Raw genomic sequence first — 21,297 nt, forward strand, 5'->3', positions numbered from 1 at the left:
AAGTGGTGTCTGCCAATCCTTCAAATGTCCTGAATTTCTTCTCAATGACCTTATCGATTTTAGCCGAATCAATGGTAGTGGTCCCAATGGGAGGTTCATTATTTATTTTTGCTGGAATCTCTTTGCATCCGACAATTAAAATCAGAATAAATAAAATAAATCTGCCCATTCGCCTGATTGATACTTCGATTCCTTTATCTTTAAAAGATTATTAAACAAGAAGCCCAAGATACATATATTTCTTTGTTTCTTTAATAACAAGGTCACCCAATTAAAATGATAAGGATCATGAATTCAAGAGGATTAATTTTATTTGTGGCGCTAATCGTATTAGTGTCTTGTAAACAAGAAAAATCAACCACAGCATCAAAAACTGACCCCACAGTAGCGCCGTGGATGCTTGGATTCAAGAAAACCGAGATCAATCCGATCATGGTGGCCGATTCAAGTTTTACTTTTGTAGATCCAATAACCAAAGAAACCGTACAATGGCAAAAGGCCGACGTGTTCAATCCTGGGGCTATAGTAAGGAATGATACCGTTTTTATGCTTTTTAGGGCCGAAGATAATCCCGCGGCCATTTTAGGTGGAAGGACCTCGCGAATTGGTCTGGCTTATAGTACCGATGGGATACATTTCGAAAAATTTCCAAAACCTGTATTATATCCCGATAATGACGAATTCAATACATGGGATTATCCAGGAGGAATCGAAGATCCACGTATTGTCGAAACCACAGATGGCACCTACATCATGCTCTATACCAGCTGGAACAAGGATGTTGCCCGGCTTTCAAGCGCCACCTCGAAAGATTTAAAACATTGGACCAAGCATGGTCCGGTTTTTGAAAACGCCCATGGTGGCAAATTCATGGATATATGGAGCAAATCGGGATCCATTGTAACTGAATTGATTGATGGTAGATTAAAAGCCAAAAAAATAAACGGCAAATACCATATGTATTGGGGGGAACTTTTTGTGAACTTGGCCCTTTCCGATGACGGAATCGATTGGGAACCCATTTTGGAGGCCAACGGAGAACTTTTGCATGTATTCAAACCCTCACTGAATGAATTTGACAGCCATTTGACCGAACCAGGTCCACCTGCCCTATATACTGATAATGGTATCCTCCTACTCTATAACGGTAAGAACCTGAGTGGTGAAGGCGCAAGCAATAAAGTAGCCGAAGGCACCTATTGCGGGGGCCAAGTCCTATTTGATAGGAATGAACCAACAAAAGTGCTAGCCCGACTGGAAACCCCTTTTATATGTCCCGACCTACCCCATGAAATTACGGGGCAATATAAAGCAGGCACCACCTTCATTGAAGGATTGGTCTTTTTCAAGGGCAAATGGTTTCTGTACTACGGCACTGCGGATTCAATGGTGGGGTTGGCAGTGAAGGACTAGGTAGTGGGCGACATTAAGTTAAAAGTATTGAGTAGTGAGTGTTCAGTTGAGTTATCAATAAAAGTTCATTATTTCAAGTTTTTTATAATTAACACTGAGCATGCCTTTTGGCAGCATCAAACCTAAAGTAATCGACCGTTAAACTTCCGTAGGTACAAATGAACCTTATGAATAAAGCTTTCATCACACTTTGTATAGTTGCTTTTCTATTGTCGTGCAAGCAAGATAAGCAAGTGGAAGCCATAAAACAGGAAGCCAACAAACCCAATATCATCCTGATTATGTCCGATGATCAAGGGTGGGGCGATTTGAGTATAAGCGGAAATACCAATATTTCTACACCACATATAGATGCCCTGGCCCAAAATGGGGTTTCTTTCAAAAATTTTTACGTACAACCCGTTTGTTCGCCTACTAGGGCAGAGTTATTGACAGGAAAATATGCAGCACGTATTGGGGTTTATGCTACTTCGGAAGGTGGTGAACGTTTCAATCTGGGGGAAGCTACCATCGCTGAACTTTTTAAGAACGCCGGTTATAAAACCGCAGCCTACGGCAAATGGCATAGTGGAATGCAACCTCCCTATCATCCCAATGCCAGGGGATTTGATGATTATTATGGTTTCGCATCAGGTCATTGGGGCAATTATTTCAGTCCAATGTTGGAACACAATGGTGCCCTAGTCAAAGGCGATGGGTTTTTAGTGGATGACCTTACCAACAAGGGAATTGATTTTATTACAAAAAACCAGCAGCAACCTTTTTTCCTGTACCTACCCTATAACACGCCCCATAGCCCTATGCAAGTGCCCGATGTGTATTGGGAACGTTTTAAGAACAAAGAATTGAAAATGAAATATCAAGGTGATGAAGAAGAAAACGAAAATTTCACCAAGGCTGCTCTGGCCATGGTGGAGAATATCGATTTTAATGTGGGAAGGCTAACACAAAAAGTAAAAGCATTAGGGCTGGAAGAAAACACTATTATTATTTATCTATCGGATAATGGTCCTAATGGATGGCGATGGAACGGTGGAATGAGGGGCAAAAAAGGATCAACCGATGAAGGCGGTGTGCGTACCCCATTTTTCATGCAATGGAAAAACAAGATTCCAAAGGGGAAAACCATTCCGCAAATAGCGGGTGCCATAGATATTTTGCCTACCCTGGCCAGTTTGGCTAATATTGATATCCCCTTAGAAAAACGAATGGACGGTAAGGACTTAAAAACCCTTATTTTAGAAGATGACCCAATTTGGGAACCTCGGTCAATCATTAACCATTGGCAGGGAAAGACAAGTATAAGAACCCAAAACTATCGCCTGGATGACGCCAATCGGTTATATGCTATGGATATTGATACAGGTCAAAAACACGACCTTTCAACCAGCAAGCCAAAAATTCACGACTCCTTGGTCACACTAAAAAACAATTGGCAGACAGAACTAGCTAAGAACAGTAGCTTAAAGGAGAAAAGACCTTTTACATTGGGACATCCAGACTTTGAATATACCCAGATACCAGCTCGGGACGGCATTCCCAATGGCCATATTAAACGCAGTAACCGATACCCGAATGACACCTTTTTTAACAATTGGATAAGTGATCAAGATTCCATTACCTGGGACGTAGAAGTCTTAGCCGATGGGGAATTTGAGGTTGAACTATATTACACTTGTCCAGAGAAAACTGTGGGCTCTATCATGGAATTGAGTTTTGGTGAAAGCAGATTGTCAGCAAAAATCAACAAAGCACATGACCCTCCTTTCAAAGGAATGGAAAATGACCGTGACCCCAGAATGGAATCGTATGTCAAGGATTTCATTCCGATGAACCTTGGTCCCATCAACCTTAAAAAAGGAAAGGGTATATTGACACTCAAAGCCCTTGACATCAAAGGGGATCAAGCTCCAGATGTCCGATTATTATTGTTTAAGCGAATTCCATAGGTTTATCAGTAGTTGCTCAAAACTTCAGAATCCAAATAACCGATACGTTCGGCTTTGGCTTCAAAAGAGCTATTCTTGGAAAGTGGTAGGTTATAAATATTCCATACTGAATCTTGAGGTTGCTTCCAGACAATAGTAGCATCGGATCGTTTGTTAAATAAATGGATACCGTCCTCTTTTTCCTGCATTTCCAAAGGAGGTAATTTTGGTTGATTTCCATAGGGCAGCCACTTCGCAATCAAATCTTTTTCAGGGTACTGTCCTAAATCATGGGTGTTTTTTATCCAATTTTTTAGGACTTTCCGCATCATAAACAAGGTGTCCTGTAATTCTGGCCGTTGGGCGAGATTCACTAGTTCATAAGGGTCATTGTTTAAATCATACAACTCTTCCTCAGGTTTGGTAGGGTGGAGCCACGACGCTTGTTGATCATTCAATTTATTGGCTTTATACAACCTTCTCAGTTCTTGCATCATAGGCATTTGTTCCCGATAGGCCACGGGCATGGCATGACTGATCTCCGTATTGAAGCTTCTGATATATTTATAACGCTTGGATCGTACGGCACGCAAACGATCATATAATTCATCGAAACGGTCGGAGGAATGAAAGGTATACTCCGGGTTTTCATGGACTTCATATTTCCCGTACTGCGCTTTACCCTGCATCACTTTAGGGGGTTCTATCCCGGCCCAAGAAAGCACCGTTGGCGCAAAATCGATAAAACTGATCAAACGATCATCCCTACTACCCGCGTTTTGGTTTTTCGGGAATTTTATAACCAAGGGAACCTTTAGTCCACTATCATATAATGCACGTTTATGCCTTGGGAAAGGTCCACCATGATCCCCGTAAAAGAAAATAATACTATTGTCGTAGAGTCCGTCTTCCTTGAGTTGTTCAATGACCTCCCCCATTTGGTCATCCAATCGTTTTAAATTACTATAATTCACTGCCAGATCATGGCGTACAATTTCAGTATCAGGAAAATAAGGAGGAACAGGCACAATCGCTGGATCTACAAATAGCGAATCCTTTCCACGATCCCAAATTTGTGATTCGTGGCAAACGCTAAAATTGAACACGGCGAAAAAAGGTTGGTCTTTCTTTCTTTTTCGCCAATGGCGTTCCTTACTGCTTTCATCCCAGGCAGCATCGGTCTTTTCAAAATTATAATCTTCCTTAGGGCCATTCACGCAATAATACCCTTCTTTCCGAAGATATTCCGTGAACATTCTCACTCCCTCAGGAACAATGGGGGAATAACTGGGTATATCAAGTTCATCATAGGGTCTATTGTTCTCACCACGCCATGGTGCGTGAGTGCGCATATTATGTGTCCCTAAAGTTGTGGGATACATTCCCGTAATCAAGGAACTTCTCGTAGGGGCACAAACCGGGACCGGAGAAACGGCATTATCGAAAACCACTCCATCTTTTGCCAGGGTCTCCAGGGTTGGTAAGGTTGTAGTACGATCACCGTACATGGGGAAAAAGTCAGGGGATTGATCTTCAGCAACCAACCAGATAATGTTCGGGCGTTGTTTCTTTGGTTCATCGTGGGTCTCTTTCTTGCATGCCCAAAAAGCAGTTAAAAAAAGAACCATAATAATCGATATGGCAAGGTGGTTTGTCCGGCTCATTTCAAACCATTTAAATATTCAAGACTTTGGGGTACCTGTTCAACCACTCGGGAACATTCATCCTCGATGAACATATATTTTGCCACACCTAATTCTTTTGCACGCTTGACTACGCCGGCGATATCAACTTGACCGGTTCCCAAGACTACATTGGTCTCTACATCCTCATGACCTGTATTGTTTCCGACCACACCTTTTCGCATGTCCTTCAAATGGAACAAAACGAATTTATCAGGGTATTTATTCAATAAGGCCAAAGGGTCGGTGCCCCCATGTTGTACCCAAAATACATCCATTTCAAAAGCGTAATGCGCTGCATTTTTTGCCATATAATCGAACAATGTACCCTCTTCATAAGGTCTGAACTCGTAACCATGGGCATGATACGCCAAGGTAATTCCTTCCTCTTGCAATAATTTACCCGCTTTATTGAATACTTCTACCGCTTCTTTGGTCTTCTCGATATCAAAGTTATTGCCGTCATGTGAAATCCATGCGCACATCACATATTTGGCACCAAACTGTTTTGCATTGGCAAGGGCCTTTTCCGGGTTGTCTTTTAAATCATCATATGAAGCACCAACACTAACAACATCCAACTTATACTTATCCAATAATCCATCGAACTCCTCAAATGAAAGGCCATAGGTGCCACCACCCTCTAAATTGGTCAAACCCCAATCACCAATGGTTTTCAAGGAACCTTCAACATCGGTCTTGAACTGGTTACGTAGACTATATAATTGAAGGCCAATTTCCTGGGCACTAAGTTGATAAGCCCCTAATTGAATAGCCAAAATCAAAACTATAAATACGATTTTAAAATTCATTTTCATTTTACTGTTATTTAAGTTAATAGATTTCCATGTTCGTCCCATTCGGCAATAATATCCCGTTTGCTTTGATCGACACATTTGGCGATCCATTCGGGATCATAAGCCACTCCATGTTGCTCCAGGACATCTTCGGGCACCCCATCCCAAACATTGGGCATATTGCCCTTATAGCCCAAATCGGCTATACCAACCTTTGACGTATAATAGCCAGTAACGGTTAGGCCCCGCATTATGTGAAAAAATTGTATTTCCATGGGTTGTTTCTCCAAAGGCACCTCAAGATCATGAAATGCGATCGTATCCAACAGTTGCTTCTGCTGTTCAATGGCTGCGGATTTGAACTCAAGACCATACAGCGTGTTGCATTTGTGGTCTAACCACATGAGACCCCCGAGTAACATGTTTTGCATTTCGGGAAAATCCTTCGCGATAAACTCAATGAATTCGGGCACTTCAGCTTCAATAGGTCCTCCATGGGGTTCTTTTGGAGGAAGGATAACGGTACTCAATACAGCAATCGTTTCCATTTCATGTGCATTGAAGAATTGTTCGGCATTTAATTCTTCGATCAGTTTTAACTCTTCTCGAGTTCTTCCAAAGAATTTTTCGGCCCCAAAGGCAATATTTTCCTCCACGGTAGGGCCCTTATCATTTTTACAACCCGTGAAAACCAAACCTGTAGCTCCTGCCCCCGCCCCTAGGATTATCGTCTGTAAACTTTTTCTTCTATCCATCCTTAAATATTCTGCTGTTTCAATTGCTCAATAATATAGTCCGACGCCCTCCAGGAAAGTGCTAAAATGGTCCATGTGCAGTTCTTATCGGCTTGTGAAACAAAGGGCCCGGCATCTACAATAAAGACATTGTCAACATCGTGAAGTTGCTGGAATTTGTTCGTAACCGAGGTTTTGGGGTCATTGCCCATTCGGGTTGTACCTACTTCATGGATTACTCCGCCAGGGTTGAGTAGACCATAGTCCTTATCTTTGCCCGGTTTTTCTCCCAAGGGTTCCCCGCCCATATTGTGCAGAAGTTCTTCAAAGGTATCTTGCATGTGTTTGGCCTGTTTAATTTCAAAATCGGACCATTTGTAATTGAATTTCAACACAGGGATACCGAACTGATCTAGGGTCGTTGGGTCTATTTCACAATAATTGTCCTTTCTGGCAATACCCTCTCCCCTTCCACCAAACTGAACAACAGAACCATAATACTTTTTAACATCATCTCGGAGACTAGCACCATATCCCCCTACTTTTAAACCAAAGAACTTATTGAATTCATTGGGGTCATATCCAAAACCATAATTGGGCATACCCATACCCCCCGATAATTCGATATGATACCCTCTTGGGAAATCCAATTTGGAATTATCGCCCCACCAAGGTGAATACACATGCATACCACCAACACCATCTTCATTATAAGATGTCTTACGATTCATTAAACCCGGGATAAATCCCGCCCTACTTGCACCTGTTGAGTCATGCAGATATTTACCCACATGATCACTACTGTTACCTAAACCATTAGGGTGCTCTTTACTTATTGAATTTAATAGGATACGTGCCGAACTACAGGCCGAAGCGGCCAGTACTACAATTTTTGCCTTTAGTTTATATTCTTTTCGGTCCTCCTTACTAATATAGGAAACACCTGTTGCTTTTCCCTCTTCATTTGTAGTTACCTCGCGTACAACGGAGTTTACGAAAATCTTTACCCGACCGCCATTTTTCTGTGCCGGGAATATTAAACAGCTACCGGCTGAAAAATCCGCATAAACAGAGCAAGCCCTTGAACACTGACCACAATAAAAACATATTCCGCGTTCATCGTTTATTTTTTTGGTCAGCATCGACATCCTTGCAGGGATAACAGGAATACCGGATTTCTTGGCACCATTTATATAGAACAATTCATGTAATCTAGGTTTTGGTGGAGGAAGAAAAAATCCATCCGGATCATTGGGAAGCCCTTCATTTGTACCAAAGACACCAATCAATTTATCGACTTTATCGTAATAAGGTTTCACATCTTCGTAACTAATAGGCCAATTCTCACCATGACCATCAACATCCTTATGTTTAAAATCCTTCGGCCCAAAACGCAAGGAGATCCGTCCCCAGTGGTTGGTTCTGCCACCAAGCATATGCGATCTGAACCAATCGAACTTTGTGCCTTCGGTACGGGTATAGGGTTCACCCTCTATTTCCCATCCGCCATACGCCATATCCCATTCACCAAAAGGTCTGGTTTTGGCCGCACCCCTCCTAGGCGATTCATAGGGCCACTTCAGTTGTGTCATTTGCTCCGGATTTTTGGGATCAAAGAAAGGCCCGGCTTCGACCACGGCTACATTTAAACCGGCATCTGCCAATTGCTTGGTCGCCATTCCGCCCCCGGCCCCTGAGCCGACTATGATTACATCATATACCTCCGATGATTCCTTTATTTGCATAACTGATATCCGATTTAAGCCCATTGACACAAACAAATGGGTTCATTACCACAAGTTAAAAATTAAACATCTAAAACCGACCTTTTTTATCGAATCTAACCATGGATTAGACCAATTTGAAATAAAAAGATCCTCTTATGACAAAATAATGGTAGGTATTAAATAAGGCCCAAGCCCAAACAGTATTAATTTCAAAAATCAAAGTACCCGTTTGATACCCGAATAATCTTCCCTATATTCGGTTGGGGTTCTATTCTTGTTTTTCTTGAATACCCGGTTAAAATTGGCAATACTATTAAAACCGCACTGGAAGGCTATTTCAGAGACACTAAGATCCTTCTCGACCAAAAATTTAGAGGCATATCCTATTCGAACTTCATTCAGATAATCGACAAAAGTTTTCCCCGTTCTTTTTTTTATGAACCGATTGAAGGAAACATTACTCATATTGATTAAGGTGGCAGCATCGCTAAGGGTTATTTTATTAGCATAGTTATTTTGTACATACTCATAAAGGACCTTGATCTTGTTACTATGCTCAAAATTATCGGGTTGAACGCTTAACGTCGATAAGAGTCTTTGATTCCGTGAGATTGCCAGGTCATAGAGAATGGAAAGCAGTTCCATAAAGTTATCCATTCCCCCCATTTTCGAAACTTTCAACAAACGATCTTTCAAAGCCAAAGAGGTTTCCCTTGAAAATAGGATTCCATGGGACGCTCGGTTAAACATTTCCTTGATCGGGCGCATTACACTTCTGTTCAAAAGGGTTTCATTAAATAGGTCATTATGAAACTGTATCGTGATTTCCCGAATCTTTTTGTTCAAACATTCATGCTGTTCCCAGACATGGTGCAGGTTGGGACCGACCAGCACCAGATCTATGTCATCTATATGCTCCATACTATCCCCTATGATACGTCGGACATTTTTTCCATTAAGAACAAAATTGAGTTCCATCTCAGGGTGATAGTGGATGGGATAGTCAAAATATTCTTTGGTACGGTCTTCCACCAAAAAACTGTCTTCTGGTGATAAGGCAACTATTTCACGATGTAATTTATTTAAGATACCCAAAACAAGTGTTTTTTATATTAGTTGTATCGTCGAACTAGAACCAATAAAGATACAATTTAATTAATATCACCACAGGCGGAACAAGCTAGTTACGAATCCCTAATACATCCTATTTAATAGGGTTCCGTGCACGACCCCAAGTTAAAATTCCTTATTAAATGCTACTTAATGACAAAATATGGTCACCCAAATATGAAAAAACAATCACCATTTAAACATAATAGCATCATGAAAATGCTTTTTGAATTATAGCAATATGATGTCGAGGTGGGTAATGGCTAGGTGGTATCGATACATTCCTGCAATCTGTATATTTCCGAATAGATAAAATCAGTGGATATTGAAAAATCTACTTATTGGCATTCATGGGAAGTGCCTACTTTTTAATGGAATAATAAAGGTATCAAATCAGTGGGAATGAATAAAATAAGCTTAACCCTTTAATTAATATAATCATATACAATACGATTGTAATAAGCTAATTAAACAACTTTCAATTCCATTAATATCCTTTCAATGCTCTTTTTAGCGTCCCCGAATAACATTTTTGTGTTATCCTTGAAAAACAACGGATTTTGAATGCCTGCATACCCTGGGTTCATACTTCGTTTCAGCACAATGACATTCTTGGTTTTAGATAGATTCAAAATAGGCATTCCATAAATTTTGCTTCCGGGATCATCCAAGGCAGACGGATTGACCACATCATTGGCACCCACAACTATAGCAACATCCGTTGATTCCAAATACGTATTGGCTTCTTCCAAATCCAACAATTTATCATAGGAAACATCCGATTCGGCCAACAATACGTTCATATGACCCGGCATTCGACCGGCTACCGGGTGTATGGCGTATTTGAATTCCACATCTTTACCCTCCAAGACCTCCTCGAGTTCCTTGACCACTTTTTGGGCTTGGGCTACGGCCATGCCATATCCCGGAATAATGCAGACCCTCTGGGAATAGGCCAGCTGTATTGCCAGATTGGATGCTGATATCTCCTTGGCATTTCCTTCGACCAGTTTCCCGGCCTCCTTGGTAGCCGAAAAATTGCCGAAAAATACGCTTATAACAGACCTGTTCATGGCCTTACACATCAAAAGGGTCAAAATAATACCTGAAGATCCGACCAAGACCCCACCCAGGAGCATTAATTTATTATCGGTTATTACTCCCGATATCGCCGCTGTAATTCCGGTCAACGCATTAAGTGTGGCAATGACAACAGGCATATCGGCACCTCCGATGGGGGCTACAAAGGTGATACCATATAACAAGGAAAGTAACGAAAAAAGGATTGTTTGGGTGGTACTGAGTTGACCTGAATATGAAAAGACAATGATCAATACGATGGCGATGATCAACAAAAGACTGTTCACGATCGTACTAAAGGGTATTCTTAAGTGCTCGTCTTTTAACGAACCACTGAGTTTGCCATAGGCCACCATACTTCCTATGAATGCGACAAGACCGAGAAAAAGATTGAACAAAACAATTCCCAATTCCATGGTTTCCGCAGCAAAATGCGTATTCACCAACCAAACCAATGAAATAAGGGCTGCCGACAATCCCCCAAATCCGTTGAACAAGGAAACCATTTCTGGCATGGCGGTCATGGGTACCTTTTTGGCCGAAATGATGCCAATAATACCTCCAATACAAATACCTGCAACGATGTAGATATAATTATTGTTCTGGGTTTCCATCGGATAAACCAAAGCGACGATAACGCCTAAAGCCAAGGCTACTGCGGCCAAACGATTTCCATTACTCGCTGAAGCTGGATTCGATAATTTCCGCAGCCCTATGATCAATAAAACCGACGCAATGAACAATACGCCATCGAGTATAATTATATTCACTATTTTATCTTTTTTTCTTATTGAACATTTCCAACATTCTACTGGTTACGGCCAACCCCCCGACCAAATTTATAGTACCCAGTATAATTCCCAACGTTGCCATAATCAGGGCGAAATAATTAGTGGGTTCAGTGACCCTTATGACTAAAATGGCCCCGATAAGTACCACCCCACTGATGGCGTTTGAACCTGACATTAAAGGGGTATGCAAAACCGTTGGGATTTTAGAGATAATCTCAAAACCAAGGAAGACCGCAAAGGTCAATAGGTAAATGATCTCTATGTTTTGCTCGAAGAAGTTCAATATTTCATTCATTGTCAACAGTATCATGAGGTCTAGCGATACAGGAAGATTTAAATATCTCATCCTCTTCCATATCCAAACGAAGCTTTAAATCCTCTTTATTGGTAATATGTTTTAGAAAATTGTACACGTTATTGGCAAAAAGAGTGCTGGCATCTACAACCGCTGCATCCGAAAGGTTGGAATCCCCTACGATACGCACATAATTATGGGTGATGGTCTTTTCGTCCTGGGTCAGTTCACAATTGCCTCCTGCATCTGAAGCCAGATCCATGATTACACTGCCCCTACGCATATTCTCCACCATTTCCTTTGTCACAATTACTGGGGCTTTTGCCGCTCTTACCGTGGCCGCACAAATGACAATATCTGAACTAACCACCATATCGTAGACCTTCTTACGTTGTTTTTCGATATATTCCTGGCTTTGTGGCGCCCCGTAACCCTGCTCTGTTGGCTCCTTGGCCCCTTCTACTTTTACAAATTTGGCGCCAAGACTTTTTACCTCTTCTTCCGTTTCCGGACGGGTATCCATGGCAAATACGATCGCTCCAAGTCTTTTTGCCGTCGCAATGGCCTGTAAGCCTGCGACACCTACACCTATAACAAAAACTTTGGCCGGTTTTATACTTCCGGCAGAAGTTATCATCATCTGCAAATATCTGGGCAATAAATCGGCCGCTTTCAAGACGGCCTTATAACCGGCAATGGAAGACATGGAGGATAAGGCATCCATAGATTGCGCAATGGATGATCGTGGTATCATATCCAAACTAAAAGCCCAAATTTGCTGCTCCTGCAATTTTGCGGCTACCTTTTTATATACAAATGGCTTAAAATGGGAAATATATATACACCCAGGTCGTATGAAGCCAATTTCGGTATCTGACAATGGCAAAAAGGATATCAGTATATCTGACTGTTCGAAAATATGCTCCCTTAACGTGGTTTTTGCCCCTACTTCCTCAAATTCAGCTGTCGCCAAATAGGCTTTCCTACCTGCTTTTTTCTCAACAAGCACCGAATACCCCCTTTTTATCAACTTTTGGACTACCGAAGGTACCAGCCCCACTTTATTGCCAAATGTCTCTCTGAATACACCAATTGTCATACCTGCGTAACTATAGCTATCAAAATTCAAAACCTACCCTTCCCTCTTTCTGACGGACTTTTGGAGAAAAGGCACCACTGCACTGAAATCTATTATCGTGAAAATTCGTTAGAAAAACCTCAGTCAATAATGACAAAAATAACCATAGTTGCAAACTTTATAAATTTTCAAGTACAATTAAAACCATTAAGTAAAAATTTGTTAAAAACTGAAATACTTTCCCCTTCCTCAATATTTTTTGGAAAACAACGTTTCTAATGTAAGATCATGAGAATTAACAAATTGGATGCGTTTTGAATAAATCCGTGCATACCGCGTTTATCGCCACTATGGTCACCATTACCTTGGTGGTGACCGCCTATTTGTTTTATATAGGATTTACCTATTACAATACTGCATTGGAAGAACGGTTTTATCACCCACGACATGATTGGTTCAAACCGAGTGGCCTTTATGGCCAAGGGCTTGGCATTTTTGGAACCTTGATGATCCTTTTTGGCGTTGCGATTTACATCGCAAGAAAGCGCTATAATTTTTTGGCCAAATATATTCGGCTAAAATACTTATTGGAATTCCATATTTTCCTTTGTACCCTAGGGCCCATATTGATTTTGTTCCATACCGCCTTTAAGTTCGGAGGTATCGTCTCGATTGCATTTTGGAGTATGGTAGCCGTGGTATTGAGCGGAGTTGTGGGCAGGTTCATTTATAACCAAATCCCCAAGACCATTGAAGGTCGGCAAATGACCATGAACGAGCTAAAGGAAATGAAGACCGATTTGGCTGTGGTACTGCACCAAAAATTCAAATTGGAATCGAACACACTCGATATTATCTCAGATTTAATGAGTGAAGGGAACACAACAGGGAATAGTGAAAAATTAGGCTATCTAAGGAAAGTTCTAAATAGAAAGGACTTACCAAAATCGGATAGGAACAACATCATCAAGATGGTGAAAAATGAGATTTCGCTCTCTAAAAAAATTGCGAGACTAGCGAAAATGCAGCAACTTTTTAAATATTGGCATGTTGTTCATATGCCTTTTGCGCTCATTATGTTGGTTATCGTGGTTATACATATCGGGGTTACGTTGGCCTTTGGTTACAAATGGATTTTTTAAAAAGTCAAGACATGTAGCACACACCAAGTAGGGTTTGCGCTATATCAGTTGTTTAAACTAATACAACCAAACACAAAATTAGATGGAAGAAGTTATTTTGGAAGAACTTTTCGTCTATGGCATCGTATTTCTACTATGCGCCATAACGATACTCTTCTATCTCAGAAAAAAGCACAAAAAGACGATAGAAACCGTCAAAAAGGTTGCTGTCGCCAAGGAAGAAGGGTTGTTCGAACCTGTTTCCCTTTACCCCCACATTGACCTGAACACCTGCATTGGCAGCGGTGCCTGCATCAAAGCTTGCCCCGAAAAGGATATCCTGGGTATTGTTGACGGCATTGCCACGGTAATCAATACCTCAAATTGTATAGGTCACGGGGCATGTTTCCATGATTGCCCTGTAGAGGCCATTTCACTTCGTATCGGTACCGAAAAAAGAGGGGTCGACCTACCGCATGTCAGCGAAGACTATGAGACCAATATCAAAGGCATGTACATTGCCGGGGAATTGGGGGGTATGGGCTTGATAAAAAATAGTGTGGAACAGGGGCAACAGGCTATGAAAAGCATTGCCAAAAACAAAAAGCCATCGAAGGAAAATATCTTCGATGTGGTCATTATCGGAGCAGGTCCAGCAGGAATTTCCGCAACTTTGGCCGCCAAAGAATATGGGCTAACGGCCATCACCTTAGAACAAGACTCTTTAGGGGGAACGGTTTACACCTTTCCAAGGTCAAAAATAGTCATGACATCACCCATGGATCTTCCCCTTTACGGCAAGGCGAAATTATATGACACCTCCAAAGATGAATTGCTGCAGTTATGGAAGAAAGTGATATCCGAACACGACCTGGAAATACATGAACATACTAAAGTAGAAAACATTGTTCCCTTAGAGGATGAAGTTTTTAAAGTAACGACAAATACCGGTAAGGAATATCTTTGCAACCAAGTACTTCTATCGATAGGCCGAAGGGGAACTCCCCGAAAATTGGGGGTCCCGGGAGAGGAAAGTCAGAAAGTGGCATATCGTTTATTAGAGCCCGAACAAATAGCGAACAAAAAAATAATTGTTGTTGGTGGTGGCGATTCTGCCATAGAATCCGCCTTGCTTCTAAAAGATGAAAATGAGGTCATCCTGTCTTATAGAAAGGACCAATTTTCAAGGTTAAAACCAAAAAACAGGGATAAAATCGAGGAAGCAAAAGCCGATGCTTCCATTGAGGTCGTATATAATTCCAATTTACTGTCTATCAATGACAAAAGTGTACTATTAAAAACGGAATCGGACGAGATTGAAATCGAAAATGACTTGGTATATATTTTCGCAGGTGGTGAACTTCCTACCAGTTTTTTACAAAACGCTGGCATTGAAATCACCAAACGACATGGACATATTATGAAAAAACACTGAAATGGATTGAGACCGAATCTTAAACATATATCTTTTTTCCTGTTTCTGGCCATAACCTTTTCGTATGGTCAAATATCTCCTGGTGACCTATCTGAAGCCCATGCCGAATTGGAAGGGATGAGCAATTGCACCCAGTGCCACGACTTGGGCGATAAGGTTTCGGATCGGAAATGTCTGGAATGCCATAAAGAAATTCAAACCTTGGTGAATAGAAAACAGGGGTTACATGGCCAAACGGAAGTTATAAAACAAGATTGTTTTGAATGCCATAGTGATCATCATGGTCGCAAATTCGATATGATACATCTCGACGAAGATGCTTTTGACCATAACCTAACAGGGTATGAACTCGAAGGGGCCCACGATGAAGTCGACTGTAGAAAATGCCACGTTTCAGAAAATATTGCGGACCTAGACCTAAAAAAGAAGAAAAACACCTTTTTGGGATTGGATGAAACCTGTCTTTCCTGTCATGATGACTATCATCAAGAAACCTTAGCGAATACCTGTATGGATTGCCATGATATGGAGGGTTTTAAACCAGCGCCTAAATTTGACCATAATAAAACGGATTTTGCTTTAAAAGGCGAACACAATGAGGTGGATTGTAAAGAATGCCACCAAATCACCACCCGAAATGGGAAGGAATTCCAAGAGTTCACCGATTTGGAGTTTAATGATTGTATTGCTTGTCACGAAGACCCACACGATAAGCAATTGGTTGGGCAATGTTCCCAATGCCATACAGAAACTTCCTTTAACGATTTTAAGGGTATGGGCAACTTCGACCATAACCAAACCAAGTTTGAACTTAGGGGCAGTCATAATGAAGTCGATTGTTTCAATTGTCATGTGAGCAACAGTGATCCCCTCAAAGTGTTTCAGGACCAACGAAATTTCAATGAAAATAGTTGCGTGAGTTGCCACGAGGATGTTCACAATGGAAAATTCGGCCAAGACTGTATAAAATGCCATAGGGAGAGTAGCTTTTTGTCTTTGCGCACTATGAATTTCTTTGACCATAGTGTTACAGATTATCCTTTAGAAGGAAAGCATATCGAAGTCGACTGTAAACAATGCCACAAAAAAAGGTTTACAGCACCCATCGATTTTTCCGCCTGTACCAATTGTCATGACGACTACCATCGAGGTGAATTTAAGGAAAATGGGGTGTCACCTGATTGCGTGCAATGCCATTCTTTGGAAAAGGGTTTCGATTTTAGTCTCTATACGTTGGAACAACATCAAGAAACCGAATTTCCCCTTGAAGGTGCACATATTGCAACCCCTTGTTTTGCCTGTCATGTCAGTGAAGATGATAAAAAATGGACGTTCAGGAATTTAGGAGGGACCTGTGTCGATTGCCACCAAGATATACATGAGGGTTACATCAGTGAAAACTATTATCCTAAGGATGATTGTACGGTATGTCACGCCAATGATGCATGGACAACGGTCGATTTTGACCATAACCAGACCCAATGGCCCTTGACCGGGAAACATACCGATGTTTCCTGTAGGGAATGTCATTTCAACGAAATAGCTGATAATAAAGGACTTGGGGAACAGAAATTCATTAATTTGGATTCCAAGTGCATTTCCTGTCATGAGAATAAACATGACGAAACCTTTGCAATCAATGGCGTAACGGACTGTACAAGATGCCATGTGACCAGTAGCTGGTTTCCAGAGACGTTCAATCATGAACTTACCGATTTTCCGTTGGAAGGGGAGCATGCAAAGATCCAATGTAGCGCCTGTCACGAGATAGCCAATGCGGACGGGGAAATTGAAGTAGTATATAAAATACAAAAGTTTAGATGTATCGACTGTCATTTATAATCGCGTTTCTCCTTATGGGAATCGTTCCCGTCCTTGGCCAATCACCGCATGGTGAACAGCTGAAGATGGACTGTGTTCGTTGCCATAATCCCTCGGGATGGAGTATGGACTATGCGACAATACAATTCGATCATGACAAGACCGACTTTCAATTGGAAGGCACCCACCAGCAGACCGATTGTAAATTATGTCACACTACGTTGGTCTTTGACCAAGCACCCATGGATTGTGTTTCATGCCATACCGATGTACATAGCCAATCTGTTGGGAATGACTGTACCCAATGCCATGGTTCTGAAACCTGGTTGGTGGATAACATTCCGGAACTGCATGAAGCAAATGGTTTTCCATTGATTGGTTCGCATAGTAATCTAAGTTGTGTGGAATGCCATACCTCTGAAACCTCGTTGCGTTTTGATAGGATCGGTAACGATTGTATCAGTTGTCATCAAGATGATTATGCAAGTACGCAGAACCCGAACCATACCACCGCCGGGTATTCCACAAATTGTATTGAATGCCATAATCCGCTCGGGTTTGGGTGGGATTCAGAAAGCATAAACCACGACTTTTTCCCATTGACCCAAGGCCACGATATACAGGATTGTACCCAATGCCATACCAATGGCACCTACGCTGGGCTTTCTCCCGAATGCGTAAGCTGTCATCAAGAGGATTATATGGCCACCCAAGATCCAAACCATCAGACCAGTGGATTTTCAACGGATTGTGTTACCTGCCATACCACAAGTCCAGGATGGTCCCCTGCAGATATTGGCAATCATGATTTCTTCCCATTGACATTGGGCCATGACATAGAAGATTGTAAGCAATGCCATACCACAGAAAATTATTCCGATGCATCCCCTGAATGTGTCAGTTGCCATCAAAGCGATTTCGATCAAACGAGCGACCCGAACCATGCAACATCAGGGTTCTCAACGGATTGTGTTACCTGCCATACCACAAGTCCCGGGTGGACACCCGCCGAAATCAACCATGACTTTTTCCCATTGACCCAAGGCCATGATCTGCAGGATTGTACCCAATGCCATACCAATGGAACCTATGCAGGACTTTCACCGGAATGTGTTAGCTGCCATCAAAGCGATTTCGATCAAACGAGCGACCCGAACCATGCCACATCAGGCTTTTCAACGGATTGTGTTACCTGCCATACCACAAGTCCCGGGTGGACACCTGCAACCATCAACCACGACTTTTTCCCATTGACCCAAGGGCATGATATTCAGGATTGTACGCAATGCCATACCAATGGAACCTATACAGGGCTTTCACCGGAGTGCGTTAGCTGTCATCAAAGCGATTTCGACCAGACCAGTGATCCCAACCATGCCACATCAGGATTCTCAACGGATTGTGTTACCTGCCATACCACTAGTCCCGGTTGGACGCCTGCGACGATCAACCATGACTTTTTCCCATTGACGCAAGGCCATGATCTGCAGGATTGTACACAATGCCATACCAATGGCACCTACACGGGGCTTTCACCGGATTGTGTTAGTTGCCATCAGGATGATTATGACCAAACCAATGACCCTAACCACCAAGCTGCAAATTTCCCTACAGACTGTGTGGCTTGTCATACCACCAACCCTGGTTGGACCCCTGCAGAGTTTGATCATGATGGACAGTATTTTCCAATTTACTCGGGTAAGCATCGAGAGGGCGAAGTATGGAACGATTGTGTGGAATGCCATGCCAACCCCACGAGCTATGCCGATTTCACCTGCTTCACCTGTCATGGGCTGAACGAAACGAACAATGACCATAGTGATGTAAATAACTATGAGTATGTAAGTACTGCTTGCCTGGAATGCCACCCCGATGGTAATAATTAATAGGAATGAAGTATCTATTTAATGCGCTAATAGTCTTTATTATTTTAACCTACAATGTTTTCGGTCAGACCAATGACGAAAGAATTGAGGGTGCCGTTTCGTTTGTTACCACGAGCAATATTTATGTTAAATTTGAGAACACCCAAAATATAGCTATTGGGGATAGTTTACACCTAAAGAGTACCAATACGGCATGTTTGGTGGTGAAAAGCAAATCATCAAGTTCCTGTGTGTGCCAAGTGGTCAATGGTTGTGAAATACAAAAAGGGGATGCTGTCTTTTTTGTGATCAAGCCTAAAGAGAAAGTCATTGAAGCGGCACCTACAAAGGAATTCGTTCCCGTGGTCCTTGATGCGGATGAATTGCTGGAAGATCCTACATACAAAGAGAAAATTCGTGGACGGATTTCCGCCTCCAGTTATAGTAATATATTGAGTAATAGGGATGACCGACATCGTATCATGTCCCGTCTTTCTGTGGATGCAGATCATATCAAGGATTCTAAATTTTCTTTTAATGCCTATTTGAATTATAGACATATCCTAGACCAAGCCGAAACCTCCTCACTTCAAAAAAACAGTTTTTTGAGGGTGTATAATTTAGGGGCCAGATATGATGCAACACCTACACTATCTATCACATTAGGCCGAAATATAAATCCGAAAATGTCATCCATTGGAGCCATTGATGGTCTCCAAGTTGAAAAATATTTTGGTAATAACTATGTAGGGGCCATTGTGGGTTTTAGACCCGATATTTTTGACTATGGTTTTAACGCCGATTTAATGCAATACGGAGGATATTTCGGTACCATTACCAATTCCGACAATTTCTATTCACAAACGACTATTGGTGCCATAGAACAGCGGGGCAACGGTGATATTGACAGGCGGTATACCTATATGCAACATTCAAGTACCTTATTCAAAGACCTGAATATTTTCGCATCCATGGAAATGGATATTTACAGCAAGGTCAACTATACCACTAAAAATAATCTAAGGCTTACCAATTTATATGTTTCGGCTCGGTATAGGTTCAGTCGGGCACTGAATATGATGCTATCCTACGATTCCCGCAAGCGAATTATCTATTATGAAACCTTACAAACCGAAATTGAGCGTTTGCTGGATGATGATATCGCAAGACAAGGGGCCCGGGCCAGAATAAATTTCAAACCCTATAAAAATATTTTTGCCGGTATTAGTTACAGCAAAAGGTTCCAGAGTGATAATGGGAATAAATCGGACAATATTTATGGGTATGTAACCCTATCCAAAGTTCCGAATATTGGGGGTCGACTTTCATTGACCTATAATAGGAATGAATCCAACTATTTACTAAGTAATATAGGGGGAGCAAGGTATTCCAAGGAATTTTTGAATGGCAGATTACATACAGATCTTTACTATAGATTGGTATTCTATGACTATACCAGCGGCATGGATTCCTTTGAACAACACTATTTTGGAACAAATCTCTCTTACAACATAAATCGCAAACTATTGGTCAGTATCTCAGGTGAACTTTCTACCTTTGATGACGAGAACAATATTAGAATATACTCGAGAATTATACAACGTTTTTAAATTCGCATCACTATGTACCCTTTAAATAGATCGATTTCAATATTTCTATGCACCTTATTTCTTATGTCCTGTAACAACGGACCCAAGGTCATCGAATCTTCAAACCAACAAGAAAAAACACAAAAAAGCGGAATATTCACTCCTGACGCTGCCACACAGGTGGTTTCAGGTGCCAATGATTCTTTTTCAAACGAAATGCACCAAGTTACCGTAAATGAGATTTTACAGGCATCCAGGTACGTATACCTTAATGTTTCAGAGGGGAATTCCAAATTTTGGATCGCTACCCGAAAACAAGAAATCGAAAAGGGAGGAACCTATTTTTATAGAGGAGGACTTTTAAAGACCGATTTTGAAAGCAAGGAATACAACAAGGTCTTTGATACTATTTACTTGATTTCCAGTTTGGTATCCCAAGATCATTCAAAACATGTTGATGGTTTGAATACAGGCGTTCAAAAAAGTGCACCTATTGTGCAAAAAGAGGACATTCCCACGCATACTGATAAGGTAGTGGAACATAAGGGGTCGATTAAAATTGCCGAATTGGTCAAAGACCCTAAAAAATATGAAGGTAGCACCATTCAATTAAGTGGAAAATGTGTGAAGGTAAATCCGAATATCATGGACCGGAATTGGCTGCATATTCAAGATGGAAGTAAGGATGATTATGATCTTGTGGTCACTTCGAATACCTTTGTACCCGAAGGTTCTGACATCACCATTCGTGGACTCGTAGTCCTGAACAAGGATTTTGGTGCGGGCTACATGTACGAACTTATTTTAGAAAATGGTGAGCTTGTAAAATAG

16 protein-coding genes are annotated in these 21,297 nt (G+C 41.5%); 8 read left to right on the plus strand and 8 right to left on the minus strand.

From position 1 onward, the window contains the following. Window positions 1-288 precede the first annotated feature (288 nt). Both WBM98_RS04665 and WBM98_RS04670 read left to right on the plus strand, forming a co-directional pair. Window positions 289-1,413 (plus strand): glycoside hydrolase family 130 protein, encoded by a 1,125-nt coding sequence (locus WBM98_RS04665; RefSeq protein WP_424364864.1) that lies wholly within the window; start codon window positions 289-291, stop codon window positions 1,411-1,413. A gap of 167 nt (window positions 1,414-1,580) precedes the next feature. Then, a complete protein-coding gene (locus WBM98_RS04670) occupies window positions 1,581-3,362 on the plus strand; it encodes an arylsulfatase (RefSeq protein WP_424364865.1) in 1,782 nt (593 codons plus the stop codon). A gap of 5 nt (window positions 3,363-3,367) precedes the next feature. On the opposite strand, the gene WBM98_RS04675 is transcribed toward WBM98_RS04670, so the two are convergent. The 8 genes from WBM98_RS04675 to WBM98_RS04710 all read right to left on the minus strand — a co-directional run bounded on the left by WBM98_RS04675 (window position 3,368) and on the right by WBM98_RS04710 (window position 12,656). Then, window positions 3,368-5,005: a sulfatase family protein gene (locus WBM98_RS04675; protein WP_424364866.1), complete on the minus strand. Its 1,638-nt coding sequence runs from the start codon at window positions 5,003-5,005 to the stop codon at window positions 3,368-3,370. Further along, window positions 5,002-5,841: a sugar phosphate isomerase/epimerase family protein gene (locus WBM98_RS04680; protein ID WP_424364867.1), complete on the minus strand. Its 840-nt coding sequence runs from the start codon at window positions 5,839-5,841 to the stop codon at window positions 5,002-5,004. Before WBM98_RS04680 ends, WBM98_RS04675 begins: the two co-directional genes overlap by 4 nt. A gap of 11 nt (window positions 5,842-5,852) precedes the next feature. Then, complete coding sequence (locus WBM98_RS04685) at window positions 5,853-6,575, minus strand: gluconate 2-dehydrogenase subunit 3 family protein (RefSeq protein WP_424364869.1); 723 nt, start codon at window positions 6,573-6,575, stop codon at window positions 5,853-5,855. Between the two features lie 2 nt (window positions 6,576-6,577). Continuing rightward, window positions 6,578-8,299, minus strand: coding sequence for a GMC family oxidoreductase (locus tag WBM98_RS04690; RefSeq protein WP_424364870.1), 1,722 nt, complete (start codon window positions 8,297-8,299; stop codon window positions 6,578-6,580). Window positions 8,300-8,497: 198 nt separating this feature from the next. Continuing rightward, the gene (locus WBM98_RS04695) at window positions 8,498-9,376 is read right to left on the minus strand and encodes a helix-turn-helix domain-containing protein (RefSeq protein ID WP_424364871.1); all 879 of its coding nucleotides are present in this window, start codon (window positions 9,374-9,376) and stop codon (window positions 8,498-8,500) included. A 482-nt stretch (window positions 9,377-9,858) separates the two neighbouring features. Next, a complete protein-coding gene (locus tag WBM98_RS04700) occupies window positions 9,859-11,241 on the minus strand; it encodes an NAD(P)(+) transhydrogenase (Re/Si-specific) subunit beta (RefSeq protein WP_424364872.1) in 1,383 nt (460 codons plus the stop codon). A 4-nt stretch (window positions 11,242-11,245) separates the two neighbouring features. Beyond that, entirely contained in the window at window positions 11,246-11,557 is a 312-nt protein-coding gene (locus WBM98_RS04705; protein ID WP_424364873.1) for an NAD(P) transhydrogenase subunit alpha, read from the minus strand. Next, complete coding sequence (locus tag WBM98_RS04710; RefSeq protein ID WP_424364874.1) at window positions 11,550-12,656, minus strand: NAD(P) transhydrogenase subunit alpha; 1,107 nt, start codon at window positions 12,654-12,656, stop codon at window positions 11,550-11,552. Before WBM98_RS04710 ends, WBM98_RS04705 begins: the two co-directional genes overlap by 8 nt. Before the next feature lie 293 nt (window positions 12,657-12,949). Here WBM98_RS04710 and WBM98_RS04715 point away from each other — a divergent pair, with 293 nt between their 5' ends. From WBM98_RS04715 to WBM98_RS04740, 6 genes are all read left to right on the plus strand, one after another. After that, window positions 12,950-13,777: a hypothetical protein gene (locus WBM98_RS04715; RefSeq protein WP_424364875.1), complete on the plus strand. Its 828-nt coding sequence runs from the start codon at window positions 12,950-12,952 to the stop codon at window positions 13,775-13,777. An 82-nt stretch (window positions 13,778-13,859) separates the two neighbouring features. Beyond that, window positions 13,860-15,191 carry an NAD(P)-binding domain-containing protein gene (locus WBM98_RS04720; RefSeq protein WP_424364876.1) on the plus strand — a complete coding sequence of 444 codons (1,332 nt, stop codon included), beginning with the start codon at window positions 13,860-13,862 and terminating at the stop codon, window positions 15,189-15,191. A gap of 6 nt (window positions 15,192-15,197) precedes the next feature. Continuing rightward, a complete protein-coding gene (locus WBM98_RS04725) occupies window positions 15,198-17,033 on the plus strand; it encodes a hypothetical protein (protein ID WP_424364877.1) in 1,836 nt (611 codons plus the stop codon). Window positions 17,034-17,047: 14 nt separating this feature from the next. Continuing rightward, window positions 17,048-18,898, plus strand: coding sequence for a hypothetical protein (locus WBM98_RS04730; RefSeq protein WP_424364878.1), 1,851 nt, complete (start codon window positions 17,048-17,050; stop codon window positions 18,896-18,898). A gap of 5 nt (window positions 18,899-18,903) precedes the next feature. Beyond that, entirely contained in the window at window positions 18,904-20,487 is a 1,584-nt protein-coding gene (locus WBM98_RS04735) for a hypothetical protein (RefSeq protein WP_424364879.1), read from the plus strand. 63 nt (window positions 20,488-20,550) lie between these two features. Beyond that, window positions 20,551-21,297, plus strand: coding sequence for a hypothetical protein (locus WBM98_RS04740; RefSeq protein WP_424364880.1), 747 nt, complete (start codon window positions 20,551-20,553; stop codon window positions 21,295-21,297).

It is taken from the genome of Maribacter sp. (assembly GCF_049667165.1).
In the GTDB taxonomy this organism is placed as follows: Bacteria; Bacteroidota; Bacteroidia; order Flavobacteriales; family Flavobacteriaceae; genus Maribacter_A.